This is a genomic window from Actinoplanes couchii, assembly GCF_016862075.1.
GTDB classification, from domain to species: Bacteria; Actinomycetota; Actinomycetes; order Mycobacteriales; family Micromonosporaceae; genus Actinoplanes; species Actinoplanes couchii.
In genome coordinates this window covers 1-13,735 of record NZ_BOMG01000149.1, presented here as the reverse complement: position 1 = coordinate 13,735, position 13,735 = coordinate 1, and the positions used below count along the sequence as shown (strand labels likewise).

13 protein-coding genes, 1 tRNA gene and 1 pseudogene are annotated in these 13,735 nt (G+C 69.4%); 5 read left to right on the top strand and 10 right to left on the bottom strand.

Features of this window, described 5'->3' with window-relative positions; translation table 11 throughout:
• From Aco03nite_RS51495 to Aco03nite_RS51470, 6 genes and pseudogenes are all read right to left on the bottom strand, one after another.
• Window positions 1-300, bottom strand: a pseudogene (locus tag Aco03nite_RS51495) (hypothetical protein); the annotation flags it as partial.
• Entirely contained in the window at window positions 297-1,697 is a 1,401-nt protein-coding gene (locus tag Aco03nite_RS51490) for a calcium-binding protein (RefSeq protein WP_203810431.1), read from the bottom strand. The pseudogene Aco03nite_RS51495 and the gene Aco03nite_RS51490, both read right to left, overlap by 4 nt.
• A gap of 61 nt (window positions 1,698-1,758) precedes the next feature.
• A complete protein-coding gene (locus Aco03nite_RS51485; protein ID WP_203810429.1) occupies window positions 1,759-2,058 on the bottom strand; it encodes a hypothetical protein in 300 nt (99 codons plus the stop codon).
• Window positions 2,058-2,738 carry an HNH endonuclease family protein gene (locus tag Aco03nite_RS51480; RefSeq protein ID WP_203810427.1) on the bottom strand — a complete coding sequence of 227 codons (681 nt, stop codon included), beginning with the start codon at window positions 2,736-2,738 and terminating at the stop codon, window positions 2,058-2,060. The genes Aco03nite_RS51485 and Aco03nite_RS51480 overlap by 1 nt, the downstream gene beginning before the upstream one ends.
• 22 nt (window positions 2,739-2,760) lie before the next feature.
• Complete coding sequence (gene leuA, locus Aco03nite_RS51475; RefSeq protein ID WP_203810424.1) at window positions 2,761-4,488, bottom strand: 2-isopropylmalate synthase; 1,728 nt, start codon at window positions 4,486-4,488, stop codon at window positions 2,761-2,763.
• 192 nt (window positions 4,489-4,680) lie between these two features.
• Window positions 4,681-5,436: a hypothetical protein gene (locus Aco03nite_RS51470; RefSeq protein WP_203810423.1), complete on the bottom strand. Its 756-nt coding sequence runs from the start codon at window positions 5,434-5,436 to the stop codon at window positions 4,681-4,683.
• Window positions 5,437-5,599: 163 nt separating this feature from the next.
• On the opposite strand from Aco03nite_RS51470, the gene Aco03nite_RS51465 reads away from it, so the two are divergent.
• From Aco03nite_RS51465 to Aco03nite_RS51455, 3 genes are all read left to right on the top strand, one after another.
• Window positions 5,600-6,865, top strand: coding sequence for an aspartate kinase (locus Aco03nite_RS51465; protein ID WP_203810421.1), 1,266 nt, complete (start codon window positions 5,600-5,602; stop codon window positions 6,863-6,865).
• An 8-nt stretch (window positions 6,866-6,873) separates the two neighbouring features.
• Window positions 6,874-7,938 carry an aspartate-semialdehyde dehydrogenase gene (locus tag Aco03nite_RS51460; protein ID WP_203810419.1) on the top strand — a complete coding sequence of 355 codons (1,065 nt, stop codon included), beginning with the start codon at window positions 6,874-6,876 and terminating at the stop codon, window positions 7,936-7,938.
• A gap of 366 nt (window positions 7,939-8,304) precedes the next feature.
• A complete protein-coding gene (locus Aco03nite_RS51455) occupies window positions 8,305-8,553 on the top strand; it encodes a hypothetical protein (RefSeq protein ID WP_203810417.1) in 249 nt (82 codons plus the stop codon).
• 459 nt (window positions 8,554-9,012) lie between these two features.
• Here the strand turns inward: Aco03nite_RS51455 and pyrE are convergent, their stop codons facing one another.
• Window positions 9,013-9,540: an orotate phosphoribosyltransferase gene (gene pyrE / locus Aco03nite_RS51450; protein WP_203810415.1), complete on the bottom strand. Its 528-nt coding sequence runs from the start codon at window positions 9,538-9,540 to the stop codon at window positions 9,013-9,015.
• Window positions 9,541-9,682: 142 nt separating this feature from the next.
• Here pyrE and Aco03nite_RS51445 point away from each other — a divergent pair, with 142 nt between their 5' ends.
• On the top strand, window positions 9,683-9,979 hold the full coding sequence (locus Aco03nite_RS51445) for a hypothetical protein (RefSeq protein ID WP_203810413.1): 297 nt from the start codon (window positions 9,683-9,685) through the stop codon (window positions 9,977-9,979).
• Between the two features lie 715 nt (window positions 9,980-10,694).
• Here the strand turns inward: Aco03nite_RS51445 and Aco03nite_RS51440 are convergent.
• Together Aco03nite_RS51440 and Aco03nite_RS51435 are read right to left on the bottom strand one after the other, a co-directional pair.
• A tRNA-Pro gene (locus Aco03nite_RS51440) sits at window positions 10,695-10,771 on the bottom strand.
• Between the two features lie 351 nt (window positions 10,772-11,122).
• Window positions 11,123-12,016, bottom strand: coding sequence for a metallophosphoesterase (locus tag Aco03nite_RS51435; RefSeq protein WP_203810411.1), 894 nt, complete (start codon window positions 12,014-12,016; stop codon window positions 11,123-11,125).
• Between the two features lie 25 nt (window positions 12,017-12,041).
• Between Aco03nite_RS51435 and Aco03nite_RS51430 the strand changes: the two genes are divergently transcribed.
• The gene (locus Aco03nite_RS51430) at window positions 12,042-12,494 is read left to right on the top strand and encodes a GatB/YqeY domain-containing protein (RefSeq protein WP_203810409.1); all 453 of its coding nucleotides are present in this window, start codon (window positions 12,042-12,044) and stop codon (window positions 12,492-12,494) included.
• A gap of 187 nt (window positions 12,495-12,681) precedes the next feature.
• Here Aco03nite_RS51430 and Aco03nite_RS51425 read toward each other — a convergent pair.
• A partial coding sequence (locus tag Aco03nite_RS51425; protein WP_203810407.1) for a penicillin-binding transpeptidase domain-containing protein occupies window positions 12,682-13,735 on the bottom strand: 1,054 nt, incomplete at its 5' end.

Below are 13,735 nucleotides of genomic sequence, written 5' to 3'. Positions count from 1 at the left end.
ACCTAGGGCGATCACCCGCTCACCCGACCCGGTCACCGGCAGATCGAAACCGGTCAAGGGCCGGAGGACCCGGGCCAGATCCCCGGCCACCGCGGTCGCCGCACCGGAAGCGCTGATCACGGTGCCGGCGGTGATCCGGAAGTCCGCGCCCGGGTCCGGGTCCGCCGACACCACGGCCGGAAGGACATCGGACAGCGCGATTGCGGTACGAACCGGCAAGGGCCCCGCCGAAGCGGGCATGGTGACCAGCGGCAGTGCCAGGATCAGGGCGACCGCCACCCGGGTGAACCGGAGGATCAAAGTTCGCAGCCCACCGCGACGTCGAGCGGGAACACCCGGCAACGGTCCCGCCCCAGCGGGTACTCGCTGCCCCCGTCCAGGACATCCGCCTGGTCACCGACGGTGTCCTCGCCGGACAGATCGTCGTCGCCCTCGTCGCCGTAGAGCCGGTCCTCGCCACCGAGACCGATCAGCACGTCGTCGCCCTGGATGCCGTAGAGCGTGTTGGGGCCGTCGTTGCCGATCAGCCGGTCGCCGAGCGTGGTGCCGACGATCTCCTCCACGTCGGCGCCGACCGTGTCACCCTCACCGGCCCGGCCGTCGTCACCGGCCCGGCCGTCCAGGTCGACGGTCACCGGGTTCCGGACCCGCTCCGAGTAGTCGACCATGTCGGTGCCGGGGCCACCGGAGATCACGTCGGCGGCGATCGGGTCGATCACCCACGGGCCGTGCACGCCGTCCTCGGTCTCCGGGTGGTCGGGCACCAGCCGGTCGTTGCCGTCGCCACCGGACAGCCGGTCCCGGCCGCCGTCGCCGCGCAGCCAGTCCCGCCCGCCGAGGCCGTAGAGCCGGTCCGCGCCGGAGCCGCCGGACAACCGGTTCGACCTGTCGTTGCCGGTCAGGACGTCGTCGCCGATGCCGCCGACCAGGTTCTCCACGGTGGTGGTGATGGTGTCGCGTTCGCCCTTCTCGCCGTCGTCGGCCTTGCCGTCCAGGTCGGCGGTGACCGGTCCGGTGCGGTCCCGGTAGTAGACGGTGTCGCTGCCCGCGCCGCCGGACATCAGGTCACTGCCGGCGCCGCCGTCCAGGGCGTCGTCACCGGCGTTGCCGTAGAGCCGGTCCGCGCCGGGACCACCCTCGACACCGTCCGCATCGGATCCGCCGTACAGGACGTCCCGGCCGGTGCCGCCGATCACCCGGTCCGGGCCCGCGCCGCCGGAGATCACGTCGTTGCCGGGGCCGCCGTCCAGCCGGTCCTCCTGGCCGTTGCCCTTGATCCGGTCATCGCCGGACTCGCCGTAGAACTGGTCCGTGCCGCTGCCGCCGGTGAGCGTGTCGTCGCCGGTCCCGCCCCAGGCCCGCATCCACAGCCAGGTCCGGTTGGTCAGCGTGTCGGCGCCGTCGCGGAGGTGCGCCTCGATGCGTGGGGTGACACCGGCGTACGGACAACGGGCCTTGGTCTTGTCGCCCTTGACCGCCGTGCAGCCGTGACCGGCCCGGAGCCGGACCCGGTCGTCGAAGGTGACGGTCCGCCCGGAAACCGTGATCACCAGGGTGTTCCGGGCCTTCGCCGCGGCGGTGAACCGGACCACCCCGCCGACCTGGACCGTCACCACCCCGGAGGTGGCGGCGTGGGCGGGCGCGGTGATCACCGTCGCGCCGAGCACAGTGGTGAGCAGGACGGCGACCGATCGCATCACCGGATGCTAGACCGTGACGCCGTCCCGTGTGGTCCCGTCCATCCCTCGTCCGGGCGGGTCACTCTTCTTCTGGGCGGTGGAGCAGTCCGACCGCGAGCGTGTGCACCGCGTCGACGTCCGCCGGGTCGGCCAGTTTCACCCGGCCACCGGTCACCACGTACCACTCCTCGGCCTCCCGGTACTGCACCCGCACCACCGCCTCGCCGTCGGCGAACTCGGTGCGCAGGGTCAGCTCGCCGGTGACGACGCCGACCTCGTCGGTCATCACCCCACCCGGGCCGGGCAGGATGTCCGTGGTCTTCGCGGGTACGGCCGCGGGGGCCTCGGCGGCCTCCGGTTGCTGCTCCACATCTGCCATCAGCAGGTCCTCAGCATCTCCTCGAGCGCGGACTTCTCCTTCTCGGTGACCGTGAGTTTCCAGTAGCTCTTCACCTCAATCCAGTCACCGGCGTAGACGCACCAGGCGGACTCCGCCGGCGGCTTCCAGGTCGAGGGGTCCTGGTCGCCCTTGGAACGGTTCGAGGAGGCCGAGACGGCGAAGAGCTGCGGCCGGTCCAGGTCGTTGGCGAAGTCACCGCGCTTGTCGTTGTCCCACTTGGCGGCACCGGAACGCCAGGCAGCGGCAAGCGGCACCATGTGGTCGATGTCGACCTTCGTCGGCGCGTCGATCACCTTGTCATCGTAGAAGCTGTTCCAGGTGCCCGCGACGACATCGCAACCGGAGAACTTGACGTTCTCGCCGTCCCGCTTCAGGACGGTGTCACGGACGTCGCAGTTCGACCCGGCGCTGCGCCAGTGCGGGAACTTCTCCCGGCTGTAACCGGTCATCTTGCCCTCGGCGGCGATGGTGAGGGCGTCGAGTTTCGCCTGGGCGCCGGCGGCGTCGGTGCCGGAGCCGGGCGCCGCGGTGGAGGTGCTCTCCGGCTGGAGCTCACCACCACCGGTGGAGGTGACCTCACAGCCGGCGGCAGCGAGAAGAGTCAGCAGGGCACTGGTGATGAGAACTGAGCTACGTGGGGGCACGTAACCCAGTCTCATACCGGATCTTGCTAGGCGCCAATCAGCCGGCGCGGTTGATCGCGCTCGTCACCGCTTTGATGGACGCGCTGACGATGTTCGCGTCGATGCCGACACCCCACACCACGGTGTCGCCGACCTTTACCTCGACGTACGCCGCGGCCTGCGCGTCACCGCCGGAGGTCAGCGCGTGCTCGGAGTAGTCCAGCACCCGCGCCTTGATCCCCAGCGGGGCCACCGCCTGCACGAACGCGTCGATCGGGCCGTTGCCGACACCGGTCAGCGAACGCCGTTCCGGACCCAGCGCGACCTGCGCGTCGATCTCCACCTTGCCGTCCACAGTGGCCGTGGTGTAGCCGGCCACCCGGATCGTCGGGTCGACCTGGTGATCCACCAGGTACTCCGCGGCGAAGTGGTCCCACATCTGCTGCGGGGTGACCTCGCCACCACCGGCGTCGGTGTGCTGCTGCACCACTCCGGAGAACTCGATCTGCATGCGCCGCGGCAGATCCAGCTTGTGCTCCTCCTTCATGATGTACGCCACGCCGCCCTTGCCGGACTGCGAGTTGACCCGGATGACCGCCTCGTAGGTGCGGCCCACGTCCTTCGGGTCGATCGGCAGGTAGGGCACACCCCAGGTGAACGCGTCGATGTCGGTGCCCGCGGCGTCGGCGTCGGCCTGCAGCGCCACGAAACCCTTCTTGATCGCGTCCTGGTGCGAGCCGGAGAACGCGGTGTAGACCAGGTCACCCGCGTACGGGTGCCGCTCGTGCACCGGCAGCTGGTTGCAGTACTCGACGGTGCGCTTGATCTCGTCGACGTTGGAGAAGTCCACCTGCGGGTCGATGCCCTGGGAGAACAGGTTCAGGCCCAGGGTCACCAGGTCCACGTTGCCGGTGCGCTCGCCGTTGCCGAACAGGCAGCCCTCGATCCGGTCGGCGCCGGCCAGCAGGCCCAGCTCGGCGGCCGCCACCGCGGTGCCCCGGTCGTTGTGCGGGTGCAGGCTCAGGATCACGCTGTCCCGCCGCGGCAGGTGCCGGTGCATCCACTCGATCGAGTCGGCGTAGACGTTCGGCGTCGCCATCTCCACCGTGGCCGGCAGGTTGATGATCAGCGGGCGGTCCGGCGTCGGGTCGATCACGTCGATCACCGCGGAGCAGATCTCCAGCGCGTACTCCAGCTCGGTGCCCGTGTAGGACTCCGGCGAGTACTCGTAGAAGATCTCGGTGTCCGGGGTGTGGATCTCCGCGTACTTCTGGCAGAGCCGCGCGCCGGTCGTCGCGATGTCGGTGATGCCGTCCTTGTCCAGGCCGAACACCACACGCCGCTGCAGCGTCGAGGTCGAGTTGTAGAAGTGCACGATCGCGCGCTTGGCGCCGCGGATCGACTCGAACGTGCGGTCGATCAGGTGCTCCCGGCACTGCACCAGCACCTGGATGGTGACGTCGTCCGGGATCAGGTCCTGCTCGATCAGCTGCCGGACGAAGTCGTAGTCGGTCTGGCTGGCCGCCGGGAAGCCGACCTCGATCTCCTTGTAACCCATCTTCACCAGCAGCATGAACATCCGCCGCTTGCGCTCGGGCGACATCGGATCAATCAGCGCCTGATTGCCGTCCCGCAGGTCGACCGCGCACCACCGGGGAGCCGTCTCGGTCACCTTGGCGGGCCATTGACGGTCCGGCAGATCAACGGCGAATTGCTTGCGGTACGCCTCGTAACGCTGGAACGGCATGCCGCTGGCGCGCTGAGTGTCGAACGAAGAAGTGGACATGTGACTGCTCCAGTCAGGAAGAAAACGACGAGCAGGCGGCGTGCGTCACCTCCGCGACGAGGTGCCGACCTGGAATGGGGCCTCGTCGCGGCAGCGAAGGAGAAGGTTCACCTGCCACATGTCGTCCGCCACGTTACGTCAAGCCTTCATGATCGGCGAGCACATCGCCCGGATCGTGGGACGTGGAATCGGTCACGCCGACGGGGCCGGAACCGCCGCCTGCGCCGCCATGCCCATCGGCTGACCGGCCACCTCCGGACCGGGCAGCTGCAGCGTGGGCGGGCCGTCCACCTGCCGAACCAGCTGCAGCGTGCCGAAGCCGACCCGGGCCGCGGTCAGCAGACCGTCCGTGGAGTAGCAGTAGACGCCGACGTCGATCGGCGCGTCCGACGAGGCGGTCACCGAGTCCACCGAGTAGCAGGCGCCCTCGGCACCCTCCAGCGGCTGGATCGCGGAGACCGCGAGCGGCTGCTTCGGATCGGTGAGGACACTCAGCCACTGCCGGAACAGGCGCTGGACCCGGGGGTCGTACTTCCGGGGCACCTTGTCGCCCTTCTCGGCGACCCGGACGCAGGTCGGGCTGACCGGGAGCGCCGGGGTGGAGAGTGTGCACTGGTAGAGACCGGCCGCCACCCGGATGATCGTGACACCGGCCGTGCCGCCGAGCGCGCCGTCCGGGATGTCGACCCGCCAGGTGCCGTCCGCGGCGACCGAGGCCACCACCTCCCGGGACGCGCCGCCGTCGGTGAGGGTGTAGAGCGCCGCGTACCGGCGGTCCAGCGCGAGCGCGGCCAGACCGGCCAGCTCGTCCCGGGCACCCGGCTCGGGGCCGGCGGCCGGACTGGCGGAGGACGAGGCGGGCGGGACGGCCGGCGTGTCGCCGCCGTCGCCACAGCCGGTCAGGCCGACCGCGAGCAGCACGACGGTCAGCGCGGAGGGAATGCGCATCGCGACATTCTCACCCCATAGCGCGCCCGGGCCCCGGCACGGCGCACCGTCGGTCACCGGCGTGTCGCGCCGCGGTGGCCGGAATCTGGGATCACATGTCGAGGCCAGGGCCGGGCGAAGCTAGTGTGGTTCCGGTTGCCGAGTTCCGGAGGAATGATTCGTCGTGGCACTTGTGGTGCAGAAGTACGGTGGCTCGTCCGTCGCGAACGCCGAGCGCATCAAGCGGGTGGCGGAGCGCATCGTGGCCGCCCGCAAGGCCGGTGACGACGTCGTGGTCGTGGTCTCCGCGATGGGTGACACCACCGACGAGCTGATGGACCTGGCCAACCAGGTCAGCCCGTTGCCGCCCGGCCGTGAGCTGGACATGCTGCTCACCTCGGGTGAGCGGATCTCGATGGCGCTGCTGGCCATGGCGATCCACAACCTGGGTTACGAGGCGCGGTCCTACACCGGCTCGCAAGCCGGCGTGCTCACCACCTCGGTGCACGGCAAGGCCCGGATCATCGACGTGACCCCCGGCCGGCTGCGGACCGCGCTGGACGAGGGCGCCATCGCCATCGTCGCCGGTTTCCAGGGCGTGTCGCAGGACACCAAGGACATCACCACGCTCGGCCGCGGTGGGTCGGACACCACGGCGGTCGCCCTGGCCGCGGCCCTGCACGCGGACGTCTGCGAGATCTACACCGACGTGGACGGCGTCTTCACCGCCGACCCGCGGATCGTGCCGGACGCTAAGCACATCAAGAAGATCACGTACGAGGAGATGCTCGACCTCGCGGCCGGCGGCGCGAAAGTGCTGATGTTGCGATGCGTGGAGTACGCGCGGCGTTTCAACGTGCCGATCCACGTACGCTCTTCGTACTCGAACAAAGAAGGCACGCTAGTCACCGGCTCGATGGAGGACCCTGACGTGGAGAACGCACTGATCACCGGGGTCGCGCACGAGCGCAGCGATGCCAAGATCACGATCGTCGGTGTGCCGGACGAGCCCGGTTCGGCCGGCCGCATCTTCGAGACGGTCGCCAAGGCCGAGATCAACATCGACATGATCGTGCAGAACGTGTCGACCGAGGGCACCGGGCGTACCGACATCTCGTTCACTCTGCCGAAGGCTGACGGCACGACCGCGATGACGGCGCTCGACAAGATCAAGGACCAGATCAAGTTCAAGGGTCTGCTCTTCGACGACCACATCGGCAAGGTCTCGCTGATCGGCGCCGGCATGCGCTCGCACCCCGGGGTCGCGGCGTCCTTCTTCGCCTGCATCGGTGAGGCCGGCGTCAACATCGAGATGATCTCCACTTCGGAGATCCGGGTGTCGGTCGTCTGCCGCGACACCGACCTCGACACCGCCGTCCGTGCCGTGCACGCCCAGTTCGAGCTGGGCGGCTCCGAGGAGGCCGTCGTCTACGGCGGGACCGGCCGGTAATCCGGCCGATGGCGCAGCCCACGCTCGCCGTCGTCGGAGCCACCGGCTCCGTCGGATCCGTCATGCTCGAGCTGCTCTCGTCCCGGCGCAACCACTGGGGCGAGATCCGGCTCGTCGCGTCGGCGCGATCCGTGGGCAAGTCGCTGACCTGCCGCGGCGAGCGCCTCGACGTGCTGCCGCTGACCGCCGAGGTCTTCGACGGTGTCGACGTCGCGATGTTCGACGTGCCCGACGCGGTGTCCGAGCACTGGGCACCGATCGCGGTGTCCCGCGGTGCGACGGTGGTGGACAACTCGTCCGCGTTCCGGATGCGGCCGGAGGTGCCGCTGGTGGTGCCCGAGGTCAACAAGGACGCGGTGAAATCCCGCCCGATCGGCATCGTCGCCAGTGCCAACTGCACCACCGCCGCGATGATCATCGCGATGGCGCCGCTGCACGACGAGTACGGGCTGCGGGAGCTGGTCCTGGCCTCCTACCAGTCGGCCTCCGGCGCCGGCCAGCTCGGTGTGGACACCCTGCACGACCAGCTCGCCAAGGTCGCCGGTGACCGGATGCTCGGCTCCCGCACCGGCAACGTGCGGCAGGCCGTCGGCGACGACCTGGGCCCGTTCCCGGCCCCGCTGGCGCTCAACGTGGTGCCCTGGGCCGGTGATCCGGCCGACCTGGGCTGGTCCTCGGAGGAACTCAAGCTCCGCAACGAGTCCCGCAAGATCCTGGGCCTGCCGGCCCTGAAGGTCTCCGCCACCTGTGTACGGGTACCGGTGGTGACCGGGCACTCCATCGCCGTCCACGCCGTCTTCGCCGCCGAGGTCACCGCGGACGGGGCTCGTCAGGCGCTGCGCAACGCCCCCGGCGTGATCCTGGTCGACGACCCGGAGTCGGGCGAGTTCCCGATGCCGATCGACGCGGTCGGCACCGACCCGTCCTGGGTGGGCCGAATCCGCCGGGCAATGGACGACCCGAGGGCCCTGTCCCTCTTCATCACCGGCGACAACATGCGCAAGGGGGCGGCCCTCAACACCGTCCAGATCGCCGAACTGCTGGCCACGGAGATCGCCAAACGCTCCACATGAGGCGCCCGAACCGCCTTACGGTCGTTCCGTCCGCTTCTACCGCCGGTCCGCTTCTACCGCTGGCCTGCCTTACCGCTGGCCTGCCTTGCCGCCGGCCGCCTTACCGCTGGCCTGCCGGTTCTATCGCCGAGGTCGGCGTCCATAGCCGGCCGCCCTTCGGTTTTCCGGTTCCGCGACGACCCGCTGGTTGTTTCCGCGGTTCGCCGGTTCCTTCCACCGGTCCGCCTATCCGTTCCGCCGGTTCCTTCCATCGGCTCGCCCGTTCTTCCCTCCGGTCTGCGGTTTCTACCGTCGGCCTTCACCGGTGCCTTTGACGTTGGCCCGCCGGTTCTTCCGCCGGCCTGACGCAGCCCGAGAGGAATTCGGATGTTCGGACGTCGTGACGAGCGCCCACCGTTGGAGCGAGCCTTGGAGGCCGCCACCTCCCTGAAACCCGGAAGCTGGGAGAGCGTCGAGGCACTCGCTCAGCTGTCCATGGAGTGCGGGGGCACCCCCGATGCCGAGCGGCTGTACCAAAACGCCGCACGGGCCGCTTCAGGGCTGCGGGCGGGCACCTACGACAGCGTCCGCGCCCTGGTCTGGCTGCACCGGGCCGACCGCCATCTGCATTCTTGACTTCCTCAACTATCGACAGCTTCTTCGCTGACACCGCCGAGGCCTTTTCTGCCGGTGGCCCTTCGGTCGGTTCCCCTCGGCCAAGATGTCCCTCAGCCGGTGTCCCTCGGCCCGGCTTTGTCCCTCGGCCGGTTTCGTCCCTCGGCCGGTTTCCCTCGGCCCAGCTGTCCTTCAGCCGGTTTTCTTTGACTCGGCTGTCCCTTGGCCGGTCCCCCTCCACCCCGCTGCCCTTCAGCAGGTTCCCCTTCACGCCAGCGTCACTTCCGCTGGTTCCCTTACTCAGACGTCACTTCCGCCGGTTTTCCTTTACTCAGACGTCTCTTCTGCCGTGGCTGGGTCGGCCGTCTCTCGCGGGAGGTGGCTGGGTCGGAGGTAGGCGTCGTGGTGGGTGAGGGCCGCCGGGCCGGGAGTGCGGCCCGGCGGAACCTTCGGTGGTCATGCTGCGGCGTCGAGTGGTGGTCAGGCCGCGGCGTCGAGTTCGGCGCGGGTCAGCAGGGCGCGGAGGGTGATGCCCTCGGCGGCCAGTGCCTGGGCGCCGCCCTCCTGGCGGTCGATGACGCAGACCGCGTGGTCCACATGGGCGCCCAGTTTGCGCAGGTCGTTGGTGGAGAGCACAACCTGGCCGCCGGACGTCACCACGTCCTCCACGATCAGGACACGACGGCCGGCCACCTCAGCGCCCTCGGCGAGACGGGCGGTGCCGTACTGCTTCGCCTGCTTGCGGACGAACGCGGTCGGCAACTTCGCGTGCCGGGCCAGGGCGGTCACCACGGCGATGCCGCCCATCTCCAGTCCGGCGAGCACCTCGGTGCCCTCCGGGATGAGGACGGCCAGGCGCTCGGCGAGCTGGTCGAGCAGGACCGGGTCGGCCTCGAACTGGTATTTGTCGAAGTACTCGGTGGCGGTACGGCCGGAGCGGAGGGTGAACTCGCCGGTGAGGCGGCTCACGCTGCGGACCTGGCGGGCGAGGTCGGTGGAGTCAGTCACAAGGTCCCAGTCTGGCAGGCCGGGTAACGGGCCGGAGCCGACGGTCACCCGATGGCGTACTTGATCTCCTCCGAAAGGCAACGTATGCCTTTTTAGGGTAATTTTCGCCTAATTAGTGGCTTGCGCCCGGAAGGATAGATCTGTGACGCCCTTCGCGATGCTCTTCCTGCTCGCCCTCGCCGGTTCCTCCTGCTTCGCCCTCGGCCGGGCGATGGGCCGCGGCGAACGTTACGAACGCGGCTACCGCGAGGGCTTCCGCGACGGCGAGACCGGTTCCTTGGCCCGGGCCACCCGCCTGATGCAACTGTCCGAACGCCCCTCCATCGCCCCAGCGGTCGAATCGATGCTCGGCCCCTACGCAGTCCCCCAGCAGATGGCCCCCCGAACCGTAGGCCCTACCGTGGCCACGGTCCCCGGCTCAGCCCAGCTGGCCCTCTGACCCGCCCCGCCCTCCACACCGCCGACCCACGCAGCCGACCCACCACAGCCAGCCCTCCGCGCCGCCGACCCGCGCAGTCGACCCGCCACGGCCAGCCCTTCGCACCGCTGGCCCTCCACATCGCTGGCCCTCCACGCAGCTGGTCCCTCATGCGGCCGACTCCCTACACAGTTGCCGCCCTATGCGGCAGGCCATCCACCAGCCGCTTTCCTCCCGGCGGTCGAGCCTTCGAGTCGTCGTGGCCTACCTCTACTTGATCAACTTCCGGGTTGCGTGCCGTCTTTCGGTCCGGCGGAGACCCTGTGGTGGCTGGCGAACGCCCGGCGGTGCCGGTGCGAGCCTGATCTGCAGTCATGGAGCCTCGGCCGAGATGCTTCCGTTGCGGCTCTCGCGAATCGCCACGGTGGCCCGGTGGCAGGTCACGGTGGCAGGTTGCGGCGGCCTAGCGGTGGCGGGCACAAAAAGTGGCATGACCCGAAGCGGCGGGCTCTGAAGATCACTGGCGAGACTTGAAAGTCGGCGTGGGGAGTGGGCGGCAAGCCAGGCCGGCATCGACGAGATCGCCGCCGACCTCGTGAAGAGCGGCAGCGGGCCACCGGAGCAACTCCGATCAGCCACTCGAATGACGAAGGGCGCCAAGTCCTTGAGTTCGGCCCTGGAAACAGTTGAGGGCCGAATCTCCGTTTCCGGAGACCGGCCCTACTGTTGCAACATCTGGTCGGGGTGGCGGGATTTGAACCCACGGCCTCTTCGTCCCGAACGAAGCGCGCTACCAAGCTGCGCCACACCCCGTCGCTGCGAGATAAATACTAGCGGGTCCTCCACCACCCTTCACAACCGGTATCCCCAAATCGCAAAACCCCAGGTCAGTGGGGTCAGGGGTGGGGCGAGCGGCCAAGCGGGGGAGCGGATAGGTGAGCAGCCCGGCGAGAGAAAAGGGTTGATAGGCGGGGCCCAGCGAGGGACCGGGACGGGTGGGCGGGCCGATCAAGTGGGCAAGGCGAGGGCGGGCCGATCAAGTGAGCAAGGCGAGGGCGGGCCGATCAAGTGGGCAAGGCAAGGGCGGGCCACCAAGGAAGCAGGGCGGAAAGCCGATCAGCGAGGACAGGCCGATCAGCGGGGGAACAGCGCGGCGCGGGGTGGTCAGCGGGGGATCAGGGTGAGCAGGGAGGCCTCCGGTCGGCAGGCGAAGCGGATCGGGGCGGTGGGGTGGGTGCCCAGGCCGGCGGAGACGTGTAGCCAGGCGTCGGAGCCGGGCCACCGGTGCAGGCCCTTGGCCATCGAGGTGGGCAGGTCGCAGTTGGTGGTGAGCGCCCCGTAGAACGGCACACAGACCTGCCCGCCGTGGGTGTGCCCGGCCAGCATCAGGGCGAACCCGTCTTCGGCCATCGGTTCGAGGACCCGGGAGGCTGGGGTGTGGGTGACGCCGATGTGCAGGTCGGCGCCGTCGCTGATCGGGCCGGCCACGGACGGGTAGTCGTCGCGTTCGATGTGGGGGTCGTCGACGCCGGCCAGTTCGATCGAGCGGCCGCCGGCCTTGATGATGGTGCGCGCGTTGTTCAGATCGGCCCAGCCGGCCTCGGTGAAGGCGTCCCGGAGTTCTTCGGCGGGCAGGTCGGCTCCCTGCACGTACTCCCGGTCGGGCAGTAGATATTGCAGTGGGTTCTTCCAGACCGGGCCCCGGTAGTCGTTGGAGCCGAAGACGAACGCGCCGGGCACCGACAGCAGCGGGTCGAGGGCGCGCAGCACGCCGGGGACCGAACCGGGGTCGGCCATGTTGTCGCCGGTCACCACGACCAGGTCGGGGTCGGCGCCGCCGAGGGCGGCCACCCAGTCCTGCTTGCGGCGCTGGCCGGGCATCATGTGCAGGTCGCTGATGTGCAGGATGCGCAGGGGTTCCGCGTCCGGTTCGAGCACCGGGACGTCGAAGCGCCGAAGGGTGAACATGTTGCGCTCGACGAGGGCCGAGTAGGCGAGTGTGGCGCCGCCGACGGCGGTCAGAGCGGCGGCGGCCGAAATAAGGGAGCGCTTACGCATGCCCGCAAGGGTAGTTTCTCCTGCCATGGGAACGTTGAAAGACCGCCTGACCGATGACCTGCACACCGCGATGAAGTCCCGGGACGACCTGATCACCTCGACGCTGCGGATGGCCCTGTCCGCGGTGCGGACCGCCGAGGTCGCCGGGGTGGAGTCCCGTGAGCTCTCCGACGCGGAGGTGCTGTCGGTGCTGACCAAGGAGGCGAAGAAGCGCCGGGAGGCGGCTACCGCCTTCGCGGATGCGGGTCGCACCGAGCAGGCGGCGAAGGAGACGGCCGAGGGCGAGGTCCTGGACCGTTACCTGCCGAAGCAGCTCACCGACGCGGAGATCGCCGACGTGGTGACGCAGGCGCTGACGGCCGGCGGTTTCACCGGCAAGGCGCAGATGGGCCCGGCGATGAAGGCGGCCCAGGCCGCGGTCGCGGGCCGCGCGGACGGCGGCCGGGTGGCCGCCGAGGTCCGCCGCCAGCTGGCCTGAGAGCGCCCACCAAAAGCGGAAGCGCCCCACAAAAGCCGAAGCGCACCGCCGAAGCGGAAGCGGCCCGCGAAAGCGAAAGCGGAACCGCCCCACAAAGGCGGAAGCGGAAGCAGAAGCGCGGACAGAGCCCGGAACGGCGAAACGGCCGGGAGAGTGGAAACTCTCCCGGCCGTTCGTGTGTCCTCGACTAGTTACGTCGTGGTGGGGTGCTGCCGCCGGGGTTCGGACCCTCCGGCTTCTCTTCTTCCTTGCCGCCGCTGATCTCCAGGACGACCACGCCGTTCTTGATCGTCCGGCCGGACGGGTTGGTTCCGGCGACGGTGCCCTCCGGGCAGCTGGAGTGGACCTCGGAGCCGCGGGAGACGGTGAAGCCGGCGTTCTCCAGGCGGTTGGTGGCCGCGGAGACCGAGTCACAGGTCACGTCCGGGATCGAGCGCTGCTCGCCGTACGCGATCTTGGTGCTGCCCGGCTTCTTGAACTGCTCCTTCGGCTTGCCCTCCATGTAGTCGGCCACCGTGTACTGCACCGCGGGGTTGATGATCGGGTGCTGCATGTGGTCCTTGTGGTCCGGGTAGTCCGGGTTCGCCATGTAGCCGGCGACGACGATCTTCGTGGTGCCGACGATCAGCGAGGCGGTCTTGTCCGCGTCGGTGGTGCCGGACTTGCCGAAGACCGGGTGGCCCACGATGCCCCGGGTCGGGCCCGCGGTGGCGCCGTTGCAGCTGCCCATCTGGGCCGAGTCGCCGACCGGGCACCGGGCCGCGTCCAGGGCGGCGCGGGCGACGTCCTTGGTGGTGGCCTGGATGCAGTGCGGCTTGCCGATGTCGATCTTCTCGCCGGCCGCGGTGCTGATCTGTTCCACCGGGGTGGGCACGCAGTACTTGCCGTCGGCGGCCAAGGTCGCGTAGGCGTTCGCCATGTCCAGCGGGGTCGAGTTGGTCACGCCGAGGGAGAACGCGCCGAACATGGCCGCGCCGCCCTCCTTGGTGGTCATCTTGGCGTCGTTCGGCTCGCGGAACTGGACGCCGAAGCGTTTGGCGACCGCGATGACCTTGTCCGAGCCGACCTTCTCCTGGAGCGGGATGAAGTACGTGTTGATCGACTTCGCGAAGGCGGACCACATGTTGTAGAGGCCTTCACCGCCACCGCCGGAGTTCTTCGGACAGTAGTAACCACCGCAGGACGCCGGGCCGGGCCCGACCGGGTAACCGGACTTGTACTGCTTCTGCGCGGCGATCGGA

Bases quoted from the DNA above. Each gene is read 5' to 3' on its own strand.
- Aco03nite_RS51490 (WP_203810431.1), bottom strand. From the start codon at position 1,697: ATGCGATCGGTCGCCGTCCTGCTCACCACTGTGCTCGGCGCGACGGTG.
- Aco03nite_RS51485 (WP_203810429.1), bottom strand. From the start codon at position 2,058: ATGGCAGATGTGGAGCAGCAACCGGAGGCCGCCGAGGCCCCCGCGGCC.
- Aco03nite_RS51480 (WP_203810427.1), bottom strand. From the start codon at position 2,738: ATGAGACTGGGTTACGTGCCCCCACGTAGCTCAGTTCTCATCACCAGT.
- leuA (WP_203810424.1), bottom strand. From the start codon at position 4,488: ATGTCCACTTCTTCGTTCGACACTCAGCGCGCCAGCGGCATGCCGTTC.
- Aco03nite_RS51470 (WP_203810423.1), bottom strand. From the start codon at position 5,436: ATGCGCATTCCCTCCGCGCTGACCGTCGTGCTGCTCGCGGTCGGCCTG.
- Aco03nite_RS51460 (WP_203810419.1), top strand. From the start codon at position 6,874: ATGGCGCAGCCCACGCTCGCCGTCGTCGGAGCCACCGGCTCCGTCGGA.
- Aco03nite_RS51455 (WP_203810417.1), top strand. From the start codon at position 8,305: ATGTTCGGACGTCGTGACGAGCGCCCACCGTTGGAGCGAGCCTTGGAG.
- Aco03nite_RS51435 (WP_203810411.1), bottom strand. From the start codon at position 12,016: ATGCGTAAGCGCTCCCTTATTTCGGCCGCCGCCGCTCTGACCGCCGTC.
- Aco03nite_RS51430 (WP_203810409.1), top strand. From the start codon at position 12,042: ATGGGAACGTTGAAAGACCGCCTGACCGATGACCTGCACACCGCGATG.